Genomic DNA, 18,839 nt, shown 5'->3' on the forward strand with positions numbered 1-18,839 from the left:
AGAATACTGGTTAAGGTTAATTAACCTTAGCCAGTATTGCTTTTTGTTTGTCAGCCAGATATATTTTCTTGTAAAAATCTACCAGGTCTTTATATTTTTCCGGTGCATATTTTTTGCTGTTCATCATTTGATTGCGGGTATAGACAATCATATTATCTTTCACGGTTACTTTAGCAGTATACTTTCCGAATTCTGATTCGAGTGAAATATCCTGAGGGATGAATTCTACTTTATAACCCTGCGGTAAGGTAAATGTAGTGATATCGGTATCCTTGAATCCATAAGGAACTGAGAAAGATGTTTTTCTGTTTTCTACTTTTGCAGGTACACTTTCCCTTCTGTTCAATAGATTTAGTGTCACAAATAGTTTGTCTCCTCCCTGATTGATCATCTGGGAACTTTTTAAGACGATATCTTCTTCTATTTTTGGTGCAGTTTTATCCGGTTGCAAGAAGCTGGCTGATGAGATTTCCATATTAGGGATACCCAGGTTCTTCATGATTCTTTTGCGCTGTTCTACGGGCTCCAGTAACATCATTCCTAAATGATCCTCATATTGGGAGCTGCCATAGGAAGTTTTGATATGCACATCAGCAGATCTGTCTGCTGCCAGTGCTACTGTAGTGACACGGTTCTGGAAATTGTCTTCTGGTTTATAAACAGGAGTCCTGACCAGCTTTCCACCATCTGCTGTAATCAATACTACAGTTCTCGCAGAATTATCATTACCAATATAACCCATAGGAGTATATTGGCTGGTGCATTCCAGCCAGGTAGTATCTTTAGCAGCAGGAACACATAGAATCATGTGATTAGTTTGTCCGAAACTGGCATAACTGGTGTTCAGCGATGGGCGGCCTGAACCCAATATAACCAGTGTTGACTGGATACCTGCTTCGGATAAAAGTGTCTTCATGTAATTGGACAGCCCTTTACAATCCCCATAAGATACGGTAGCAACTTTCTCTGCAGCTATAGGTTTAAACCCTCCGATTCCTAATTGTACGCTCACATATCTGGTATTTGATTGTAAGAACTGGTACAGGATAGCAATCTTTTCTTTATCAGTTTTAGCTGAAGCAATCAATTGCTGAACTTTAGCTTTAATATGCTCTGGCAGCGTTTGTGGCGTATTAGACAACCTGTAGTTCCATTCACCCAGGTTTTTCCAGTTTTCTACATTACCTTTAGAATTATCATATTCGAAATCATTAGGTGCGACCATTACCCAGGGAGTAATATCCCTGATACCTGCAGACATAGGCTCATATTCAAATGCGGGAAGATTCTGACAAGTCCACTCATAGACGATCCTGTCATTATTCTGTATAGAATCTGTTCGAAGGGCCGGACTTTTTAAATATCTGAAAGCTACTGTTTTTGGAACCTGTAAGGTATAGACAGATTTTTCTATAGCGCTATCATAATTATCTACCGGGCTCCATTCAGGAAAACTAATATAGCCATTATAATTTTTCTCATAGCTATACTCAATGGTATAAGGGAAAGTGGTATTTAGAAAGGTAAGCTTTTTTATCCGGTATGAATCAAACATATTGCCTTCTGTAATACTTTCGTCTTTGAAATCAGCACTTTTATAAGTTCTGATTTTTACCCCTTTAGCATCATACATCACAGCTTTAAGATTGGAGACGGAAGAGAAATTATCATAATATTCTGCCATCTGCGCAACATCTTCTCCGCTTTTACTGAGAATTGTGATTGCTTTTTTATAAATCAGCGTAGCGTTTGTCCGATTTTTAATGATCAGGCTATGCTCTTCATTACGAACAACTGAAGTTGATTTATTTAATAGTGGAGCAGGAATACGGGAAACATCATAGATTTCCTGTGTACTGGCCGTAGCTGTGCAGCAAAATAAAATGGCAAACAGGGAGTTCCTTAATATCATATTTTTTTAAGTACTATTTGTTCCGCTTGTTTACGGACAATATTTTTAAATAATTCTTTCAGTGTATAATATTCGTCAGGACTGTAAGCCGATTTGAGTAAGGAGATCTTACTCACCATACTTAACTTATTCTCGTTCATCGTATACATGATCGTAAATGACCCTCCATTTTCTGGTAGTTTAAATTTCTCGTTCTTAGGGAGCTGATCTGGTTTGTAGCCTTCAGGGAACTCGAGTGAGAGATGATAATTTTCTTCTTTAGGATAGGCAAAGTCTACCGGGTAATTCCGTTCTTCCAGACTGAATGGGTTTTCTTTGGTGCGCTCAAACAACAGAGGCATAAAATAAGAGAGGTTACCAGCGCTTTCTATATTATCTTCAATGGTAACGTTCATACTTTCAATGAGTGGTTTTTCAGTCTCATTCAAGTTTTCAATAACGTAATCGCTGATTTCCAGACCAGGTTTATTGCGTTTATAGTTTTTAACAAATTCTTCCTGATTGGCTGCCTGCTGATACGAGTTTCTCCTGTTTACCCCATCGTAATTACTGCTTGAAATAGATAATGTGCCTGTCAGTTTATTTTCTGTATCTAATTTGAGATTGTAAAAAATACTGCTTCTGCTAGGGGGGATGCTATCAATGGAAATCCATTCTCCTTCATTGGTTGTACGGTTAATTTTTAACCCCCTGTGATTTAAATTCGCATAACTTAAAAGATCAGGGTTGTTATTCTTATCTACTGCATCCAGTAAGTGTTTGCTATCTCCGGTCACTGTCATCACAATAACACTGTTAAACTTGCTGGCCAGCGGATAACCCGGATGTGTGCCGTTTCCCCTTGTACTAATGATTACCGGATAGCTTTCCAGTCCTGCAGCATCCAGTAAATTAAGTAAGAGCAAATTGATTTCTGATGAACTCCCTGATTTCTTTTCCAGGATAGTTTTTGGACTGCCTGCATCTGTATATAAACGATACTTATCATCCCATTTAATCTTATTTTTTACATAGTTGAAAACAAGATTCATTTTACCTTCAGGGGTTGTTTCGTCTTTGATGATCTCTTTGATTAATTCCTTTCCAGGATTCTTTTTCTGAATAAAACCACCAAAATTATCACTATTCATCATTTCTTTGACGATTTTTGGCCAGGTAGAAGTCAATGCTTTATAGCCGCTTTGCGGATAATTGGTGGCAGTGAGTTCAAATCCTATTTTACTCACATAATCATCGAGTGTAGTAATGTAATTTTCGTCTTTAATTGCCGGGATATTCTCCAGATAGTATTGTGTTTTCACAGTCTTGACTGTGTAATTCTCAGACTTAGTTGCTCCATTGGACATGGTCATATTCTGTGTATTCTCAATAGGACTAAGCCGGTTGAGTTCATAAAAACCACCTGCATCAATTTTATAGATATAATATTCCGGAATTGTCAAACTGAAATAAGAGTAATTAGTCGGGTAACCGCCCTGAAAATACCAGTCATCCAGTTTAAAAGTAAAATCAGATTTGGTTTTATAGCGATACTCTATAATTGAACCTTCTTTTATATTTGGAAGTGTGTATTTTTTAACAATATGTTTGTTATCCAGACGATTGGTGAATTTTGCATCACTGGCCATTTTACTAACCTCAATTTTACCGTTATTCAGATTGTAGGTGGCACCATTAATATATTCCATCTTTTCTTCGCTGCCCTGCCCGTCACGGTATAGCCTTACTTCCTGATCTGCCAGATCATAACCGTTTTTATTGATGATCTTGTATCGGGCATGACGCTCAAATACATAGATAAAGCTACCGGAAGGGCCTATCTCGAAATAGCCATTTCCTATATCGAAGAGTTTGACAGCTGCAGCAGCCGAATCGGCTCCTTTTGGTTTTACATCGAATTCGTTAAGCTCAACCTTTCCATATTTAAATACAGGGAGCTGTTTTTGAGTTTTTTGAGCGGAAACCTCTGATTTTAAGAATAGCAGGGCTATTAAAAACAGGTTTATTTTTTTAATCACGAGCGTTATTTTGGTTGCGCAAATTACGCTTTAATTTTTTTAATTAGTAAAACTGTGAAAATTTAAATGCTGAAAAAAATTCCGGTTATCATTCTTTTTTCAGAAAATAAACCGGGAATAGTAAAAAAAAAGTTGTTTTCTTTTCAGCCTTTTTTTTAGCTGAAATATTTGCTCATATTTGCGCCCGATAAGGACCATTTCTTGGAACTGAAATGGTTGTAAAATATATTTATGACGCTAAAAAAAATCGATATCAGTAATTTCGTTTTTAAGATAAACCCTGATTTATCTACGGTTGACTGGACTTATGTTTGTGAACTTTTTTCAAAGATTGACTGGAGAACAAGGATTGAAAATGAAATTGAATCTGCTTTCAGAAAAAGTACATGGACTTTATTTGTTTACCATGAAGATCAGATCATTGCTTTTGGGAGAGTAGTAGGAGACGGGCGTTATTATGCCGTAATGGCAGATATCGTTGTAGATCCTGATTTTCAGGGAAATGGTCTGGGTAAAAAAATCATCAGTACTTTAAATGGTCAGCTGGATAACTATCATTTTGTGAACCTGACGGCTGCGCCTGGAAAAGGGGACTTTTACCAGAAGCTTGGCTGGAAAAAACAGACTACTTCTTATATCTGGCCACAGGGACCAAAACAATTGAGACAACACTGTGAGCCCGAAGAAGGGACAGAGATTTAATCTGATTGTCAATTTCTCTCTAATTTCATCTTATTAGAGAGAATCATTTCGCATTCCAAATAATTTATGTAGATTTGCCCGGCAAGTAATAACTCCTAATTATTTGCTATGCAACTCGATCCCCAAAAATTTATTGCCGAAGGACTAACATACGATGACGTATTATTAGTTCCAGCATACTCTGAAGTCCTTCCACGTGATGTAAACACCGGAAGTTATTTAACAAAAAAAATTCGTATTAATGTCCCTGTAGTTTCTGCTGCAATGGATACCGTTACTGAATCCGGACTTGCAATTGCAATTGCACAGGCAGGTGGTATTGGTATGCTGCACAAAAACATGAGCATAGAACGCCAGGCTGAAGAAGTTAGCAAGGTTAAGCGTTCTGAAAGCGGCATGATACAAGATCCGGTAACACTGCGTGCTGATGCAATCGTCTCAGATGCTTTCCAGATCATGACTAAATATAAAATAGGTGGTATTCCTATTATTGACAATGACAATAAACTGGTTGGTATTATCACTAACCGTGACCTTCGTTTCCAAAAAGATATGCAGCGTCCTATTTCTGAAGTAATGACTTCTGAAAATCTGATTACTGCTGCTGAGGGTACTACACTGATCCAGGCTGAAGAAATTCTGCAGGATTATAAAATCGAAAAATTACCCGTAATTAATAAAGAAGGGCATCTTGCAGGTTTAATCACCTTTAAAGACATTCAGAAATATAAAAATTATCCTAAAGCCTGTAAAGATGAACGTGGCCGCCTTAGGGTTGGTGCTGCTGTTGGTGTGGCTGCTGATAATATTGACCGCGTTGCTGCTTTGGTTAAAGCTGGAGTAGATGTCGTTACTGTTGATACGGCTCATGGCCATTCAAAAGGAGTAATTGACATGGTGAAGGCTATTAAAGAGCGTTTCCCTGATTTACAGGTTATTGCTGGTAATATCGCTACTGCAGAAGCTGCTTTAGCACTTGCAGAAGCTGGTGCAGATGCAGTTAAAGTGGGTATCGGACCAGGTTCAATCTGTACAACAAGAATCATTGCAGGTGTGGGAGTACCTCAGTTATATGCAGTTTATGAATGTGCAAAAGCTTTAAAAGGCACAGGAATACCTGTTATTGCAGATGGTGGTATCAAACAAACAGGGGATATCGTTAAAGCTCTTGCCGCAGGTGCGAGTTCAATTATGGCTGGTTCATTGTTTGCAGGTGTTGAGGAGTCACCGGGTGAGACGATTATATATGAAGGACGTAAGTTCAAGTCTTACCGGGGTATGGGTTCTGTTGAGGCTATGCAGCATGGTTCTAAAGACCGCTATTTCCAGGATGATGAAGATGTTGTTACTAAATTAGTTCCTGAAGGTATTGTTGGAAGGGTTCCTTATAAAGGTACGCTTGCCGAAGTTATTTATCAATATGTTGGTGGTTTGAGAGCAGGAATGCATTATTGCGGTGCTGCAACCATTGAAGAATTACAGGAAGCCAAATTTGTAAGAATCACTGCTGCTGGTATGAGAGAGAGCCATCCACATGATATTTCTATTACTAAAGAAGCTCCAAATTATTCACGCTAAGATTTTATCTTTTTTTAACTGTGTTATTTAGTAGGTAATATCTGCTAGATTTACACGGTTTTTGAAATCACTTCAATGCTTTTACTAAAGAGTTGAAGTGATTTTTTTTATTATATATATATGAAGAAGTTTTATGAGAATAGAGATTGAAGTACCTGTTTCGGGCATTGATATAAAAGATTTTGACCAGATAGCAGTTCCTGCTTTTTATGAAGAGATAGAAGATGGTGTTAAGTTATCATTCCTGGGCATAGAATCCCTGAAAAATTATCAGGCAGAATTATTAGTTGCTGATGAGGCTGCAGGATTTGAGCAGCGGAATGAGATACGGGCTAAAATCAAGAAAGAATTAAAAAAAGCAATCTCAGAGCATTTGGGGGTTATGGACTCGATCAGGGCTTATGCAGAAGCTTTATTTACTTTTATTTATGACAGGGAAGGACATAGAGAGGATAAAAAACAAATTCTGAATAACCTGATTGAAAATATCACCTTCACAGAGAACGGCCTGGAGCTGGAAGAAGCTATTAAAGACTCAACTTACGAATTAGGCCCTCTGGTATTAAATTACAGGTTAACCTTTAAAAATTATTCTTTTAATAACCTGGAGTTTGATTTCCTGGCTATTAAAGAACAGTTGATTGCTGACCTGGAGAATTTAAGAAATGAGTTTACAGCGAATAATAAGAAAGTCTGAAGCCCTATTGTCAATTATTAAATAATTTTTGAATGAAATCAATTTGTGTTTATTGTGGTGCCAATTTTAATGGTGACCCTGTTTTAAGAACAGCTGTAGAGAATCTTGCACAGACATTTGTAGATCATGATATCCGACTGATTTACGGTGGCGGGAGTGTAGGTGTAATGGGAATTATCTCAGAAGAAGTATTGAAGCGTAATGGTTTGGTGACGGGAGTTATTCCTCAGTTTCTGTTAGATAAAGAAGTAGGAAATTTAGAAGTTACTGAGTTGATTGTTACCGAGAATATGCATCAGCGTAAACAGAAGATGGCTGATCTTTCGGATGGTTTTATCATTCTGCCTGGTGGATTTGGTACTTTAGAAGAGTTTTTTGAGGTTTTGACCTGGTTACAGCTTGGTTTGCATAATAAAGCTATCGGGGTATTGAACGTTGGCGGGTTTTATGATCATTTGTTTGCGCAGCTGGATGTAATGGTTGAACATAAATTATTGAAACCTAATAACAGGGATTTAGTAATTAATGCTGCTGAACCAGCTGAGTTATTACAAAAGATGCTGGCCTTTGTAGCAAAGCCTGATTCAGTTTGGTTTGAGGATAGGAATCTGAGTTAATTGCCCAATATATAATGTGTCATACTGACAATAAGAGTGATTTTATCTTGTAAAATTTCTATTTCTCTTTCTATTATTTGGTAGAATGATTTATCTTGCTCCAATGGACATCGAATTCAACAAAAACGAAGATATCAATAAGCAGCTGGTATATGAACTTAAAACAAAGCTGAAGAAAATATTTGCTGGCGGAGGGGAAAAGAGTGCGGCGAAGCAAAAAGAAAAAGGTAAAATGCTGGCGAGGGAAAGAATCGCTTACCTGATTGATCAGGAAACTGAGTTTTTAGAAATCGGTGCTTTTGCGGCAGATGGTATGTATGCTGAACAGGGCGGCTGTCCTTCGGCAGGAGTAATTTGCGGTATTGGTTATGTTTCTGGCCGTCAGTGTATGATTGTAGCTAATGATGCAACTGTTAAGGCAGGGGCATGGTTTCCGATGACTGCGAAGAAAAACCTTCGTGCTCAGGAAATTGCCATGGAAAACAGATTACCTGTGATTTACCTGGTAGACAGTGCCGGTGTTTATCTGCCGATGCAGGATGAGATCTTTCCTGATAAAGAACATTTTGGAAGGATGTTCAGAAATAATGCAATGATGTCTGCAGATGGAATTGTACAGATTTCGGCAATTATGGGGTCTTGTGTTGCCGGTGGCGCTTATTTGCCGATTATGAGTGATGAAGCCATGATTGTTGAAGGTACTGGTTCTGTCTTTCTTGCCGGATCTTATCTGGTGAAATCTGCGATTGGTGAAGATGTGGATAATGAAACTCTGGGTGGTGCAACCACACATTGTGAAATATCTGGTGTGACTGACTATAAACAGCCTAATGACCAGGCTGCGCTGGATAGTATCCGTAATATTATGAGTATGCTTGGCGAGCCGCAATCGGCTGGCTTTAGCCGTGTAAAACCTCAGGAACCAAAATTAAATCCTGAAGATATATTCGGAATTTTACCTGAAAACAGAGAGAAACAATATGATATGCACGAGATTATTTACCGCCTGGTAGATAATTCGGAATTTGAAGAATATAAAAAGGAATACGGACAAAGTATTATTTGTGGCTTAGGGAGAGTAGATGGCTGGGCTGTTGGTATTGTGGCGAATCAGCGTAAAGTGGTGAAGTCAAAAAAAGGGGAGATGCAGTTTGGCGGAGTGATCTATTCTGACAGTGCAGATAAAGCGGCGCGTTTTATCATGAACTGTAATCAGAAGAAGATTCCGCTTGTATTTTTGCAGGATGTAACTGGTTTTATGGTGGGAAGCAGATCTGAACAGGGTGGTATCATTAAAGATGGTGCTAAAATGGTCAATGCTGTAGCTAATTCGGTGGTTCCAAAAATTACAATTGTGATTGGTAATTCTTATGGGGCCGGAAACTATGCGATGTGTGGTAAAGCTTATGATCCAAGATTAATTTATGCATGGCCAACGGCTAAAATTGCCGTGATGGGCGGCTCTCAGGCAGCAAAAACTTTGTTACAAATCCAGGCTGCTTCGCTGAAGGCAAAGGGAGAAACAATCACCCCCGAAAAGGAAGCTGAATTGCTGAAAGAAATCACGGATAAGTATGATAGTCAGACCACTCCGTTTTATGCGGCGTCAAGATTATGGGTAGATGGAATCATTAATCCATTGGAAACACGTAAGGTTATTTCTATGGGAATTGAAGCGGCGAATCAATCTCCAATAAAAAGACAATTCAATGTTGGAATTATTCAGACCTAGTTCCTAACTTTGAGCTACAATGAAACGGATACTTGTTTGTTTTTTCTTTCTTTTCGCAGGTTTAAGCAGTCATGCTCAAATTAAAACGGTTTTTCTGGATGCTAAAGATCAGCTGACCCCGGATTCTACACTTGCGGTTACTTATGGTGTACTGGGTAAGCTGAGCGGAGATAGTCTTTACACTTTCAAAAAGTTTGATTTTAGCGGTGTATTATTAGCTTCGGGTTCATTCAGAGATGATGACATGGAGATACCTGTTGGTAAATTCGTTTATTATAACTGGATTACCCCTGAAAATAATAACAGGAACGACGGCTTTGAAATTAATGGCAGAGAAAGGTATGTTGAGCTTGTTGGCTCTTATGAGAATGGAAGACGCAACGGCCGGTGGATCACTTTTTATCCGGATGGAAAAATGAAACAGATTGTTACTTTTTCTGAAGGGATCATTCATGGGTCTTATATGTCTTTTGATAGTGCTGGTCAGCAAGAGGTATCCGGTTTGTATAAGTCTGGAAAAAAAGAAGGTACCTGGACATTAGATGGCGGCAGACAGGAAAATGAATATGTTGACGATAAGCTCGTATCCACTCTAAAGGGCAAAAAGCTCCGTGAAAAACAAGCCGAAAGTAAAAAAGCAGATTAACAGCTTATAACGTTTTGTGCATCCCGCTTTAAAGCTTAATTTTGTACATTCAAAGAATAATACCACCTATATATTATAGGTGTATAACAATAATATATAAATAGATGAATACTTCTCAAGAAATAGAACACGTTCAGTGTCTGATTATAGGTTCGGGTCCTGCAGGTTATACTGCTGCGATTTATGCTGCCAGAGCAGATTTAAAACCTGTATTGTATACAGGTATGGAAGCTGGAGGTCAACTGACACAGACTACTGATGTAGACAATTTCCCAGGTTATCCCAATGGAATTATGGGACCTGAAATGATGGAAGATTTCCGTAAGCAGGCTGAACGTTTTGGAGCAGATATCCGTTTTGGTTATGTAAGTTCAGTTGATTTTTCTTCTACACCCCATAAAGTTGTAGTGGATGAAATCAAAACGATTACTGCTGATACAGTGATTATCTCTACTGGTGCTACTGCGAAATGGTTAGGTTTACCTAGTGAGCAGCATTACAACGGTTTTGGTGTTTCGGCATGTGCTGTTTGTGATGGTTTCTTTTTCAAAAATCAGGATGTAGCTATCGTTGGAGCAGGTGATACAGCAGCAGAAGAAGCTACTTATCTGGCTAAATTATGTAAAAAAGTATATATGTTAGTACGTCGTGACGAATTCAGAGCTTCTAAAGCAATGGTTCACCGCGTATTGAATACCCCAAATATTGAAGTGATCTATAATTCTGAAGCTAAAGAGGTTTTAGGAAATGGTAAAAATGTAACAGGTCTGAAAATTCAGAATAACCAGACTGGCGAAGAGAAAGATCTTGAAGTAGAGGGATTCTTTGTAGCTATTGGTCATAAACCCAATACGGATATCTTTAAAGGCTGGTTGGAAATGGATGATACTGGTTACCTTAAAACTATTCCCGGAACTACGAAAACTAATATCGAAGGTGTTTTTGCTGCTGGTGATGTACAGGATCATTATTACCGTCAGGCGGTAACTGCTGCGGGTTCAGGCTGTATGGCAGCATTGGATGCAGAACGTTATCTGGCTGCTAAAGAACATGACGTAAAGGCTGTTTCTTAAAGAATATATTTTCCATCATACAGAGCCCGTTAGTTTACTAACGGGCTTTTTTTTTGTTTGAAATTAAATTTATGTTAAGAATTGACGGAGTTAATTGTTATAATCATATTACCTGGCTTAAAAATGAGTTATTGTGTTTTGTATTCTCCGTATTTTGTTATAATTTCATCAATTTAATAGGACAAAGCAATTTAACATTGCAGATGCTATTGGATTTTCAAATAATTTTAGGGTATTACGGTACTTAATTTACTGTTAATATAAATCAGTATAAAATATAATTCATTTAAAGACCAGCTTTTTCATTCTTCGGATGATTTTCTGCCCTGGTTACGTTCTTTGTGCTGTGCTGAATCTGGTTTCGCAGCAAATGATCCATCTTACGAAAAAGACGATAAACGTGAGATGAAATAAATTGAACATACTTAACTATTATATTCAAAACCAAATAAATACACAAATTCATAATGTTAAAAATTACCAAATTCCGATTGCTCAAAACGCTGTTTTCTTTACTGGTCATGCTCGCAACATTCAATCAGTCATCAGCTCAAGATCAATACGAACTTAATTCGGGCTGGCTATGTATGCCGTCTGCAAAGGTTAAAGCAAAAGGCACTGAAATCTCCAATTCCTCTTTTTCACTCTCAGGCTGGAAAAAAGCCGTAGTTCCGGGAACAGTATTAACTACAATGCTGGAAAATAAAGAAGTACCAGATCCGTTTTTTGGAATGAATAATAAACTGATCCCTGATATTTATAACACAGGAAGGGATTACTATACCTATTGGTTCACTAAAGAATTTAAAGAAGCAATTCCTGCGGCTGATGGCCAGGTCTGGTTAAAATTCAGAGGGATTAACTACAGTTGTGATATCTTTTTGAATGGTAAAAAGGTAAATGATAAGCCTTTTAAAGGAATGTATCTGAGAAAAACATTTAATATCACTGCATTGCTTTCAAAAAGCGGAACCAACAGATTAGCTGTAATTGTTTATCCCCCTGACGAAGTAGGTAATCCTAATGGCGGTCAGGGTGGTGATGGAACTATTGCTAAAGGTGTAGCACATCAATATACTGCTGGCTGGGACTGGATTCAGCCTGTCAGAGATAGAAATACAGGAATCTGGGACAAAGTATATATTGAGAGAACTGGTGGGGTAAGCCTGGATAATCCACATGTAGTTACACTGGTTCCTGGAAAACGTCAGACTTCAGGACAACAGCAACCTGCTATTATTAAGGTTTCTGCTGAACTGAAAAATACAACTGGCAAACCTGTTACAGGAAACCTGGTTTATACCATGGGTGGGCAGAAAGTGACAAAATCAGTTACTTTAAAAGCTAACAGTACCAATGAAATTGACTTCCCTGAATTAAGTTTTGCTAATCCTAAACTATGGTGGCCTGCTGGCTATGGTAAACAGGATTTGTATGCTTTAAAGATCAGCTTTTTAGAAAAAGGAACTAAGCTTTGTGATAGTCAGACTGTAAATGTAGGAATCAGAGAAATTCAGACAGAATGGAATGTGACTACCAAAAGTAAAGAGATCCTGGTAAACGGGCAAAAGATATTTATTAAAGGTGGTAACTGGATCATTTCGGATGCTATGCTTCGTTTTACCAACGAAAGATATGATACAGAGATCAGGTACCACCGTGATATGAACCTGAACCTGATCAGGATCTGGGGTGGTGCATTAATTGAGCGTCCCGAATTTTATGAAGCCTGTGATAAATATGGAATGCTGGTTTTACAGGATTTCTGGATGTCGGGTGATTGTAACGGTAGATGGGAAGATCCGATGAAACTGGAAGATCAGTGGAAACGCAGAAAATATCCTGATGATCACCATTTATTTCTGGAGTCTGCTACAGATATGATCAAAATGGTAAGAAATCATGCTTCATTAGCTATCTGGTGTGGTGGAAACGAAATTACTCCTCCGGATGATATCTTAATCCCTCTGCGTGATTCTATTTTACCAAAACTGGATGGTACCCGCTGGTTTATTGATTATTCAAATTCTGACAGCATGTCGCTGAATACAATTGGTGGAAATGGTGACGGACCTTATACCATTCAGAATGTAAGTACTTTCTGGAAAGACAGAACTTTCCCTTTCAATTCGGAAGTAGGTTCTGTTGGTGTCGGAGATATGGAGTCTCTGGAAAGATTTATCCCTAAAGCCAATCTGATTGCCCCTGTTTATATTGCTCCCGAAAAACGTGAAGCTAAAGGGCCTTCTGAAAAAGTAGATTCAGTATGGGATTACCACAACTATTTAGGTGTGGGTTATGAACAGCATATTCTGCCTTATGGAAAACCTGCTGATGTAGCTGATTTTGCCAAGAAAGCACAATTGGTAAATTATGATCAGTACAGAGGGTTAATGGAAGGTTTTAGCGCACATATGTGGGAATGGTATACTGGTGTAATCATCTGGAAAACACAGAACCCATGGACCTCTATGCGTGGACAGATGTACGATTATTACCTGGATCCGAATGCCTGTTTATTTGGTTTGCGTTCTGGAAGTGAGCCTTTACATGCGATGTATAATCCTGTGGACGGGATGCTGATGGTGGTTAACAATGGCTTTAAAGGGAGGCAAAATATCATGCTGGATGCAAGGGTATTTGATATGAATGGAAAAGAGACTTCTTTAACTAAAGTATTCTGCTTCCTTGACCCGGCAAGCACTAAAAAAGTGATGTCTGTTAAAAAGATTGTAGATGAACTCTCGGCTAAAAAAGGAGCATTTCTTTCTCTGCAGCTGCTGGATGAAAATAAGAACTTATTGAGTAACAACTTATACTGGCTGGCAGATGACAAAGGCACCTATTCGGGCTTGAACGAATTAAAGGGTTCGGCGGTGAAAATGAATGCAAAACTGCTGAAAACAGGACAGGTAGAAGTTTCAATCACGAACCCTGCGAATGGTCCGGTGAGTTTCTTTAACCGTGTTTCGCTGGTAGATTCAAAAACTAAAAAAAGAGTTTTACCGGTATTTTATGATGATAACTATTTCTCTATCCTTCCTGGAGCAGATAAAAAGATTATTATCGATTATTATCCTGAAAAGGGTGCTGCGCTGCCAGTAGTAACCTTGACCAATTATGTTGGACAGGAACAAACGATTGAGATAAATCCTTAAAACCCAAACCTAATATAAACATGTCAAGATTAAATTTATTAGAAGAGACGAGATACGAAAAGTTGCCGGTCAGTGTTTACGCCGATGAACAAACAGCAAGTATTGAAGTCGCAAAAAGAATTTCATCTCTTATTATCTCGAAACAGGAAAAAGGAGAGCAGGCTATCTTAGGCCTTGCTACCGGAGCCACACCTGTTAAAGTGTACAAAGAGCTGATCCGTTTGCACAAAGAAGAAGGGTTAAGCTTCAGCAATGTTGTCACCTTTAATCTGGATGAATACTATCCGATGAAACCTGGATCGAACCAAAGTTATGTTCGTTTTATGAATGAGAATCTTTTTGATCATATTGATATTAACCGGGCTAATATCAATATCCCGGATGGTGAATTGAAAAGAGAAGACATTGAAGATTTCTGTTTAAAATATGAGCAGAAGATCAGCGGTTTTGGTGGAATTGATTTACAGCTGCTTGGTATTGGTAGAACTGGTCACATTGGATTTAATGAGCCGGGATCTGCACCTAATTCTGGTACCAGACTGGTTACGCTGGACGAATTAACCAGAAGAGATGCTTCACGTGACTTTGGAGGGGTAGCTAATGTGCCTACCAAAGCGATCACTATGGGAATTGGTACGATCTTCAAAGCCAAAGAAATTATTCTGATGGCCTGGAATGAAAAGAAAGCTTCAATTGTAAAGAAAGCAGTAGAGGGGGAGATGTCTGCTGATGTACCGGCAACTTATTTGCAATTATCGCCTCATGTAGAATTTATTCTGGATCAGGATGCTGCATCGTCACTGACACGTTTTGATACACCTTGGTTAGTTAAGGACTGTGCATGGACCGATCAGCAGGTGACTAAGGCGGTTATCTGGTTAGCAAAAACGCTAAACAAACCTATCCTTAAATTAACTGAAGACAATTACAATAACAACGGTATGGCACAGCTGGCTACACAGCGCGGGCCTGTTTACCAGATTAATATCCAGATATTTAATAAACTGCAGCATACGATTACGGGATGGCCGGGCGGTAAGCCTAATGCAGATGACAGTCAGCGCCCTGAACGTGCAGAACCTGCATTAAAACGTGTGATTGTTTTCTCACCGCATCCTGATGATGATGTGATTTCTATGGGGGGTACTTTTATCCGTCTGGCAGATCAGGGTCACCAGGTACATGTTGCTTATCAAACCTCAGGTAACACTGCGGTATGGGATGATGATGTATTGCGTTTCATGGAATTCAATATAGATTTTATAGAATCAAGAGGGGAAGACGCCAAAGCTTTAAAAAATACCTATAATGACATGCGTAGTTTTGTCAGTACAAAATTACCTAATCAGACAGACCCGGAAGAAATCCGTACGGTAAAGAAACTGATCCGTAAAGGGGAAGCTATTGCCGGAGCAAGATTTGCAGGGGTAACAGATGAACGCATTCATTTTATGGATCTTCCTTTTTATGACAGAAGCAAGTTTGAGAAAAATGTAAGTTTTGAAGATGACATCCTGCAGACAATGGAATTATTGCAGCAGGTAAAACCACATCAGGTTTTTGCTGCCGGTGATTTTGCAGATCCGCATGGCACGCATAAAGTATGTTTCAATATTTTAGTGGAAGCAATGAACCGTTTGAGAAAGACTGAAAGCTGGACAGAAGATTGCTGGTTATGGTTGTACAGAGGGGCATGGCATGAGTTTGAAACCCATGAAATTGAGATGGCCGTACCACTTTCACCTCAGGAAGTTGAGCGCAAGAAACTGGCAATATTTAAACACCAGTCCCAAAAGGATCTCCCTGTTTTTCCGGGTGAAGATTCAAGAGAATTCTGGGTAAGGGCAGAAGCACGTACGCAGGAAACTGCAAGGGCTTATGACCAGCTTGGGCTGGCTGAATATGAAGCTATGGAAGCATTTGTGAAGTGGAAGTTCTAATCTTAATTGATTCATCTCTAATTTTATATTAAATGACAGCAACAGCTAAAAAGGGAATGCCGCCTATCATTATCATTGGTGCTTTATTCTTTATATTCGGATTTGTAACCTGGTTAAATTCAGTACTGATCCCTTATTTGAAACTGGCTTGTGAGCTCAATAATTTTGAGTCTTACTTAGTCGCTTTCGCATTTTATATCAGTTACCTGGTAATGGCTATTCCATCTGCCAGTGTACTTAAAGTTACTGGTTATAAAAAGGGTATGGCCCTGGGCTTGGTTGTGATGGGAATAGGTGCGCTGGTTTTTATTCCGGCAGCACTGACACGTACTTACGGATTGTTTTTACTGGGATTATTTATCCAGGGAACAGGGCTTGCTTTATTGCAAACAGCTTCTAACCCTTATATTACTATTCTGGGGCCTGCAGAAAGTGCAGCGAAAAGAATAAGTATCATGGGGATTTGTAATAAGGTTGCGGGGGCTATCGCTCCTATTGTTTTAGGTGCAATTGCTTTAAAAGATGCAGATGGTTTTCATGACAGGTTACTTTTAATGAATCCTGCCGAGAAGATCGCTGAACTGAATGCCCTGGCATCAAGAGTTATTTTACCTTATGTGATCATCATTATTGTGCTTGTCATTTTAGCTGTACTGATCTATTTCTCTACTTTACCGGAAATTGATACGGATAAGGAAGATGAAACAGTTTCGCAGGCTACTGCCGGTAAAACAAGTATCCTTCAATTTCCTCATTTATTACTGGGTGTATTAACGGTGTTTTTATACGTAGGGGTAGAGGTAATGGCCGGAGATACGATTATCAGTTATGCGCATTATCAGGGTATTCCACTTTCTACAGCTAAGTTTTTTACTACTTTTACCTTATTAGGGATGATTCTTGGTTACCTGATCGGTATCATCTGTATTCCTAAATATATCAGCCAGGAAAATGCTATGAAATGGTTTGCCGCTTTAGGGATTTTACTTACTGTGATTGCTATTTTCACTACAGGTTATACCTCGGTTTTATTTATCGCTTTGCTTGGTCTTGCCAATTCGCTGGTGTGGCCTGCAATCTGGCCGCTGGCTCTTTCAGGTCTGGGCAGGTTTACCAAAATAGCTTCTTCTTTATTAATCATGGGTATCGCCGGGGGAGCAATAATTCCACTTTGTTATGGGGCATTAGCCGATAAATTAAATGCGCAGCAAGCTTACTGGATTATGGTCCCTTGTTATGCATTTATATTTTATTATGCGGCTGCGGGATATAAAGTGAAGAGTAAAACATATTAAATTATAATAAGCGCCTGCCTCTGGCAGGCGTAATAACACCAAATATAGATGAACAGAAAAGATTTCATTACCAGTACAGGCTTACTTACTGCTGGTTTGTTTTTGAGCAAAGATTTAAGCGCGTTTGAATTAGCTTATCCTAATGTGAGGGTACCGTTGAACAAAAGAAAATTCAGCAGTCCGGCGGTAGAAAAAGCAATTTTAAAATTCCAGCAGAAGGTTTCGGATAAAGAATTAGGATGGTTATTTAATAACTGTTTACCAAATACGCTGGATACGACCGTTTCATTTTCTACAAGAGACGGAAAGCCTGATACTTATGTGATCACCGGAGATATTGATGCAATGTGGCTTAGAGATAGTTCCGCACAGGTCTGGCCCTATCTGGCTTTTATGAAAGAGGATAAAAAGTTACAGCAGTTAGTAGCAGGTATTATCCACCGTCAGGCGCATTATGTCATTAAAGATCCTTATGCAAATGCATTTTATAAGGATGGAGAACAAAAAAGTGAGTGGGCGGGAGATCATACAGATATGCAGCCTGGTGTCCATGAACGTAAATGGGAAATAGATTCACTATGTTACCCTATGCGTCTGGCTTATAATTACTGGAAGATAACCGGTGATGTAACCCCTTTCGATGAAGAATGGAAAACATCTATTCATACTATCCTGAAAACATTCAAAGAGCAGCAGCGTAAAACGGGATTAGGCCCTTATCACTTTCAGCGTGATACCGCAAAACCTACAGATAGTTTGCCAATGGCAGGTTATGGGTTCCCGGTAAAACCAGTCGGATTAATCTGTTCAATGTTCAGACCGAGTGATGATGCGACAATTTTTCCTTTCCTGATCCCTTCTAACTTTTTTGCTGTAGTCAGTTTAAAACAGATGTCACAAATGTTCATCGCCATTTTTAAAGAGCTGACTTTTGCAGCAGAACTGAGTGCGCTGGCAACAGAGGTGGAAGAAGCGATTCAGAAACATGCTATTGTTGAGCATCCTGTTTATGGAAAGATTTATGCTTTTGAAGTTGATGGATTTGGAAATGTAAACCTGATGGATGACTCTAATGTTCCAAGCCTGCTTTCGCTGCCTTATCTGAATGCAGTGCCTGTAACAGATCCTATTTATCAGAATACCCGCAAGTTTGCACTCTCAGAACATAATCCATATTTTTATAAGGGTAAGGAAATTGAGGGAATTGGTGGCCCGCACGTGCAGCAGCAGGATATGATCTGGCCATTGAGTATTATCTGCAGAGGACTGACCAGTACGGACGATGAAGAGATTAAACAATGTATTGCCGCTTTGAAAAAGACACATGCCGGTACAGGTTTTATGCATGAGTCCTTTCAGAAAGATCATCCTGAGATCTTTACAAGACCATGGTTTGCATGGACAAATACCATTTTCGGCGAGTTTTTATGGGAAGTATTCCTGGCTAAACCGCATTTACTGAGCTAACCAA

General features: G+C 38.9%; 13 protein-coding genes. 11 read left to right on the forward strand and 2 right to left on the reverse strand.

What is annotated here, in order from left to right:
* Positions 1-16: 16 nt before the first annotated feature.
* The gene (locus tag HDE68_RS02760) at positions 17-1,912 is read right to left on the reverse strand and encodes a DUF3857 domain-containing protein (RefSeq protein ID WP_183878669.1); all 1,896 of its coding nucleotides are present in this window, start codon (positions 1,910-1,912) and stop codon (positions 17-19) included.
* The gene (locus tag HDE68_RS02765; protein ID WP_317617680.1) at positions 1,909-3,930 is read right to left on the reverse strand and encodes a DUF3858 domain-containing protein; all 2,022 of its coding nucleotides are present in this window, start codon (positions 3,928-3,930) and stop codon (positions 1,909-1,911) included. Before HDE68_RS02765 ends, HDE68_RS02760 begins: the two co-directional genes overlap by 4 nt.
* A 231-nt stretch (positions 3,931-4,161) precedes the next feature.
* On the opposite strand from HDE68_RS02765, the gene HDE68_RS02770 reads away from it, so the two are divergent.
* The 11 genes from HDE68_RS02770 to HDE68_RS02820 all read left to right on the forward strand — a co-directional run bounded on the left by HDE68_RS02770 (position 4,162) and on the right by HDE68_RS02820 (position 18,835).
* Positions 4,162-4,632, forward strand: coding sequence for a GNAT family N-acetyltransferase (locus HDE68_RS02770; protein WP_183878671.1), 471 nt, complete (start codon positions 4,162-4,164; stop codon positions 4,630-4,632).
* Positions 4,633-4,740: 108 nt separating this feature from the next.
* Positions 4,741-6,210 carry an IMP dehydrogenase gene (guaB, locus tag HDE68_RS02775; RefSeq protein ID WP_183878673.1) on the forward strand — a complete coding sequence of 490 codons (1,470 nt, stop codon included), beginning with the start codon at positions 4,741-4,743 and terminating at the stop codon, positions 6,208-6,210.
* 133 nt (positions 6,211-6,343) lie between these two features.
* Positions 6,344-6,907, forward strand: a complete 564-nt coding sequence (locus HDE68_RS02780) for a hypothetical protein (protein ID WP_183878675.1) — start codon at positions 6,344-6,346, stop codon at positions 6,905-6,907.
* 32 nt (positions 6,908-6,939) lie between these two features.
* Positions 6,940-7,524 carry a TIGR00730 family Rossman fold protein gene (locus tag HDE68_RS02785; RefSeq protein ID WP_183878677.1) on the forward strand — a complete coding sequence of 195 codons (585 nt, stop codon included), beginning with the start codon at positions 6,940-6,942 and terminating at the stop codon, positions 7,522-7,524.
* A 103-nt stretch (positions 7,525-7,627) separates the two neighbouring features.
* On the forward strand, positions 7,628-9,256 hold the full coding sequence (locus tag HDE68_RS02790) for an acyl-CoA carboxylase subunit beta (RefSeq protein WP_183878679.1): 1,629 nt from the start codon (positions 7,628-7,630) through the stop codon (positions 9,254-9,256).
* Between the two features lie 19 nt (positions 9,257-9,275).
* Positions 9,276-9,902 (forward strand): toxin-antitoxin system YwqK family antitoxin, encoded by a 627-nt coding sequence (locus HDE68_RS02795; RefSeq protein ID WP_183878681.1) that lies wholly within the window; start codon positions 9,276-9,278, stop codon positions 9,900-9,902.
* Positions 9,903-10,006: 104 nt separating this feature from the next.
* Positions 10,007-10,975: a thioredoxin-disulfide reductase gene (trxB, locus tag HDE68_RS02800; RefSeq protein ID WP_183878683.1), complete on the forward strand. Its 969-nt coding sequence runs from the start codon at positions 10,007-10,009 to the stop codon at positions 10,973-10,975.
* 467 nt (positions 10,976-11,442) lie between these two features.
* Positions 11,443-14,133 (forward strand): glycoside hydrolase family 2 protein, encoded by a 2,691-nt coding sequence (locus HDE68_RS02805; protein ID WP_183878685.1) that lies wholly within the window; start codon positions 11,443-11,445, stop codon positions 14,131-14,133.
* A gap of 20 nt (positions 14,134-14,153) precedes the next feature.
* Complete coding sequence (nagB, locus tag HDE68_RS02810) at positions 14,154-16,073, forward strand: glucosamine-6-phosphate deaminase (protein ID WP_221300651.1); 1,920 nt, start codon at positions 14,154-14,156, stop codon at positions 16,071-16,073.
* Between the two features lie 32 nt (positions 16,074-16,105).
* Positions 16,106-17,368, forward strand: coding sequence for a sugar MFS transporter (locus HDE68_RS02815; protein ID WP_183878687.1), 1,263 nt, complete (start codon positions 16,106-16,108; stop codon positions 17,366-17,368).
* Positions 17,369-17,416: 48 nt separating this feature from the next.
* On the forward strand, positions 17,417-18,835 hold the full coding sequence (locus tag HDE68_RS02820; RefSeq protein WP_183878689.1) for a glycoside hydrolase family 125 protein: 1,419 nt from the start codon (positions 17,417-17,419) through the stop codon (positions 18,833-18,835).
* The last annotated feature ends 4 nt before the right edge of the window (positions 18,836-18,839 follow it).

Origin of the sequence: Pedobacter cryoconitis (genome assembly GCF_014200605.1) — a bacterium.
Classification (GTDB): Bacteria; Bacteroidota; Bacteroidia; order Sphingobacteriales; family Sphingobacteriaceae; genus Pedobacter; species Pedobacter cryoconitis_B.

Excerpts from the sequence above, each read along its gene's own strand:
- HDE68_RS02795 (WP_183878681.1), top strand. The coding sequence starts at position 9,276 with ATGAAACGGATACTTGTTTGTTTTTTCTTTCTTTTCGCAGGTTTAAGC.
- HDE68_RS02780 (WP_183878675.1), top strand. The coding sequence starts at position 6,344 with ATGAGAATAGAGATTGAAGTACCTGTTTCGGGCATTGATATAAAAGAT.
- HDE68_RS02760 (WP_183878669.1), bottom strand. The coding sequence starts at position 1,912 with ATGATATTAAGGAACTCCCTGTTTGCCATTTTATTTTGCTGCACAGCT.
- guaB (WP_183878673.1), top strand. The coding sequence starts at position 4,741 with ATGCAACTCGATCCCCAAAAATTTATTGCCGAAGGACTAACATACGAT.
- HDE68_RS02785 (WP_183878677.1), top strand. The coding sequence starts at position 6,940 with ATGAAATCAATTTGTGTTTATTGTGGTGCCAATTTTAATGGTGACCCT.
- HDE68_RS02820 (WP_183878689.1), top strand. The coding sequence starts at position 17,417 with ATGAACAGAAAAGATTTCATTACCAGTACAGGCTTACTTACTGCTGGT.
- HDE68_RS02805 (WP_183878685.1), top strand. The coding sequence starts at position 11,443 with ATGTTAAAAATTACCAAATTCCGATTGCTCAAAACGCTGTTTTCTTTA.
- trxB (WP_183878683.1), top strand. The coding sequence starts at position 10,007 with ATGAATACTTCTCAAGAAATAGAACACGTTCAGTGTCTGATTATAGGT.
- nagB (WP_221300651.1), top strand. The coding sequence starts at position 14,154 with ATGTCAAGATTAAATTTATTAGAAGAGACGAGATACGAAAAGTTGCCG.
- HDE68_RS02790 (WP_183878679.1), top strand. The coding sequence starts at position 7,628 with ATGGACATCGAATTCAACAAAAACGAAGATATCAATAAGCAGCTGGTA.
- HDE68_RS02770 (WP_183878671.1), top strand. The coding sequence starts at position 4,162 with ATGACGCTAAAAAAAATCGATATCAGTAATTTCGTTTTTAAGATAAAC.
- HDE68_RS02815 (WP_183878687.1), top strand. The coding sequence starts at position 16,106 with ATGACAGCAACAGCTAAAAAGGGAATGCCGCCTATCATTATCATTGGT.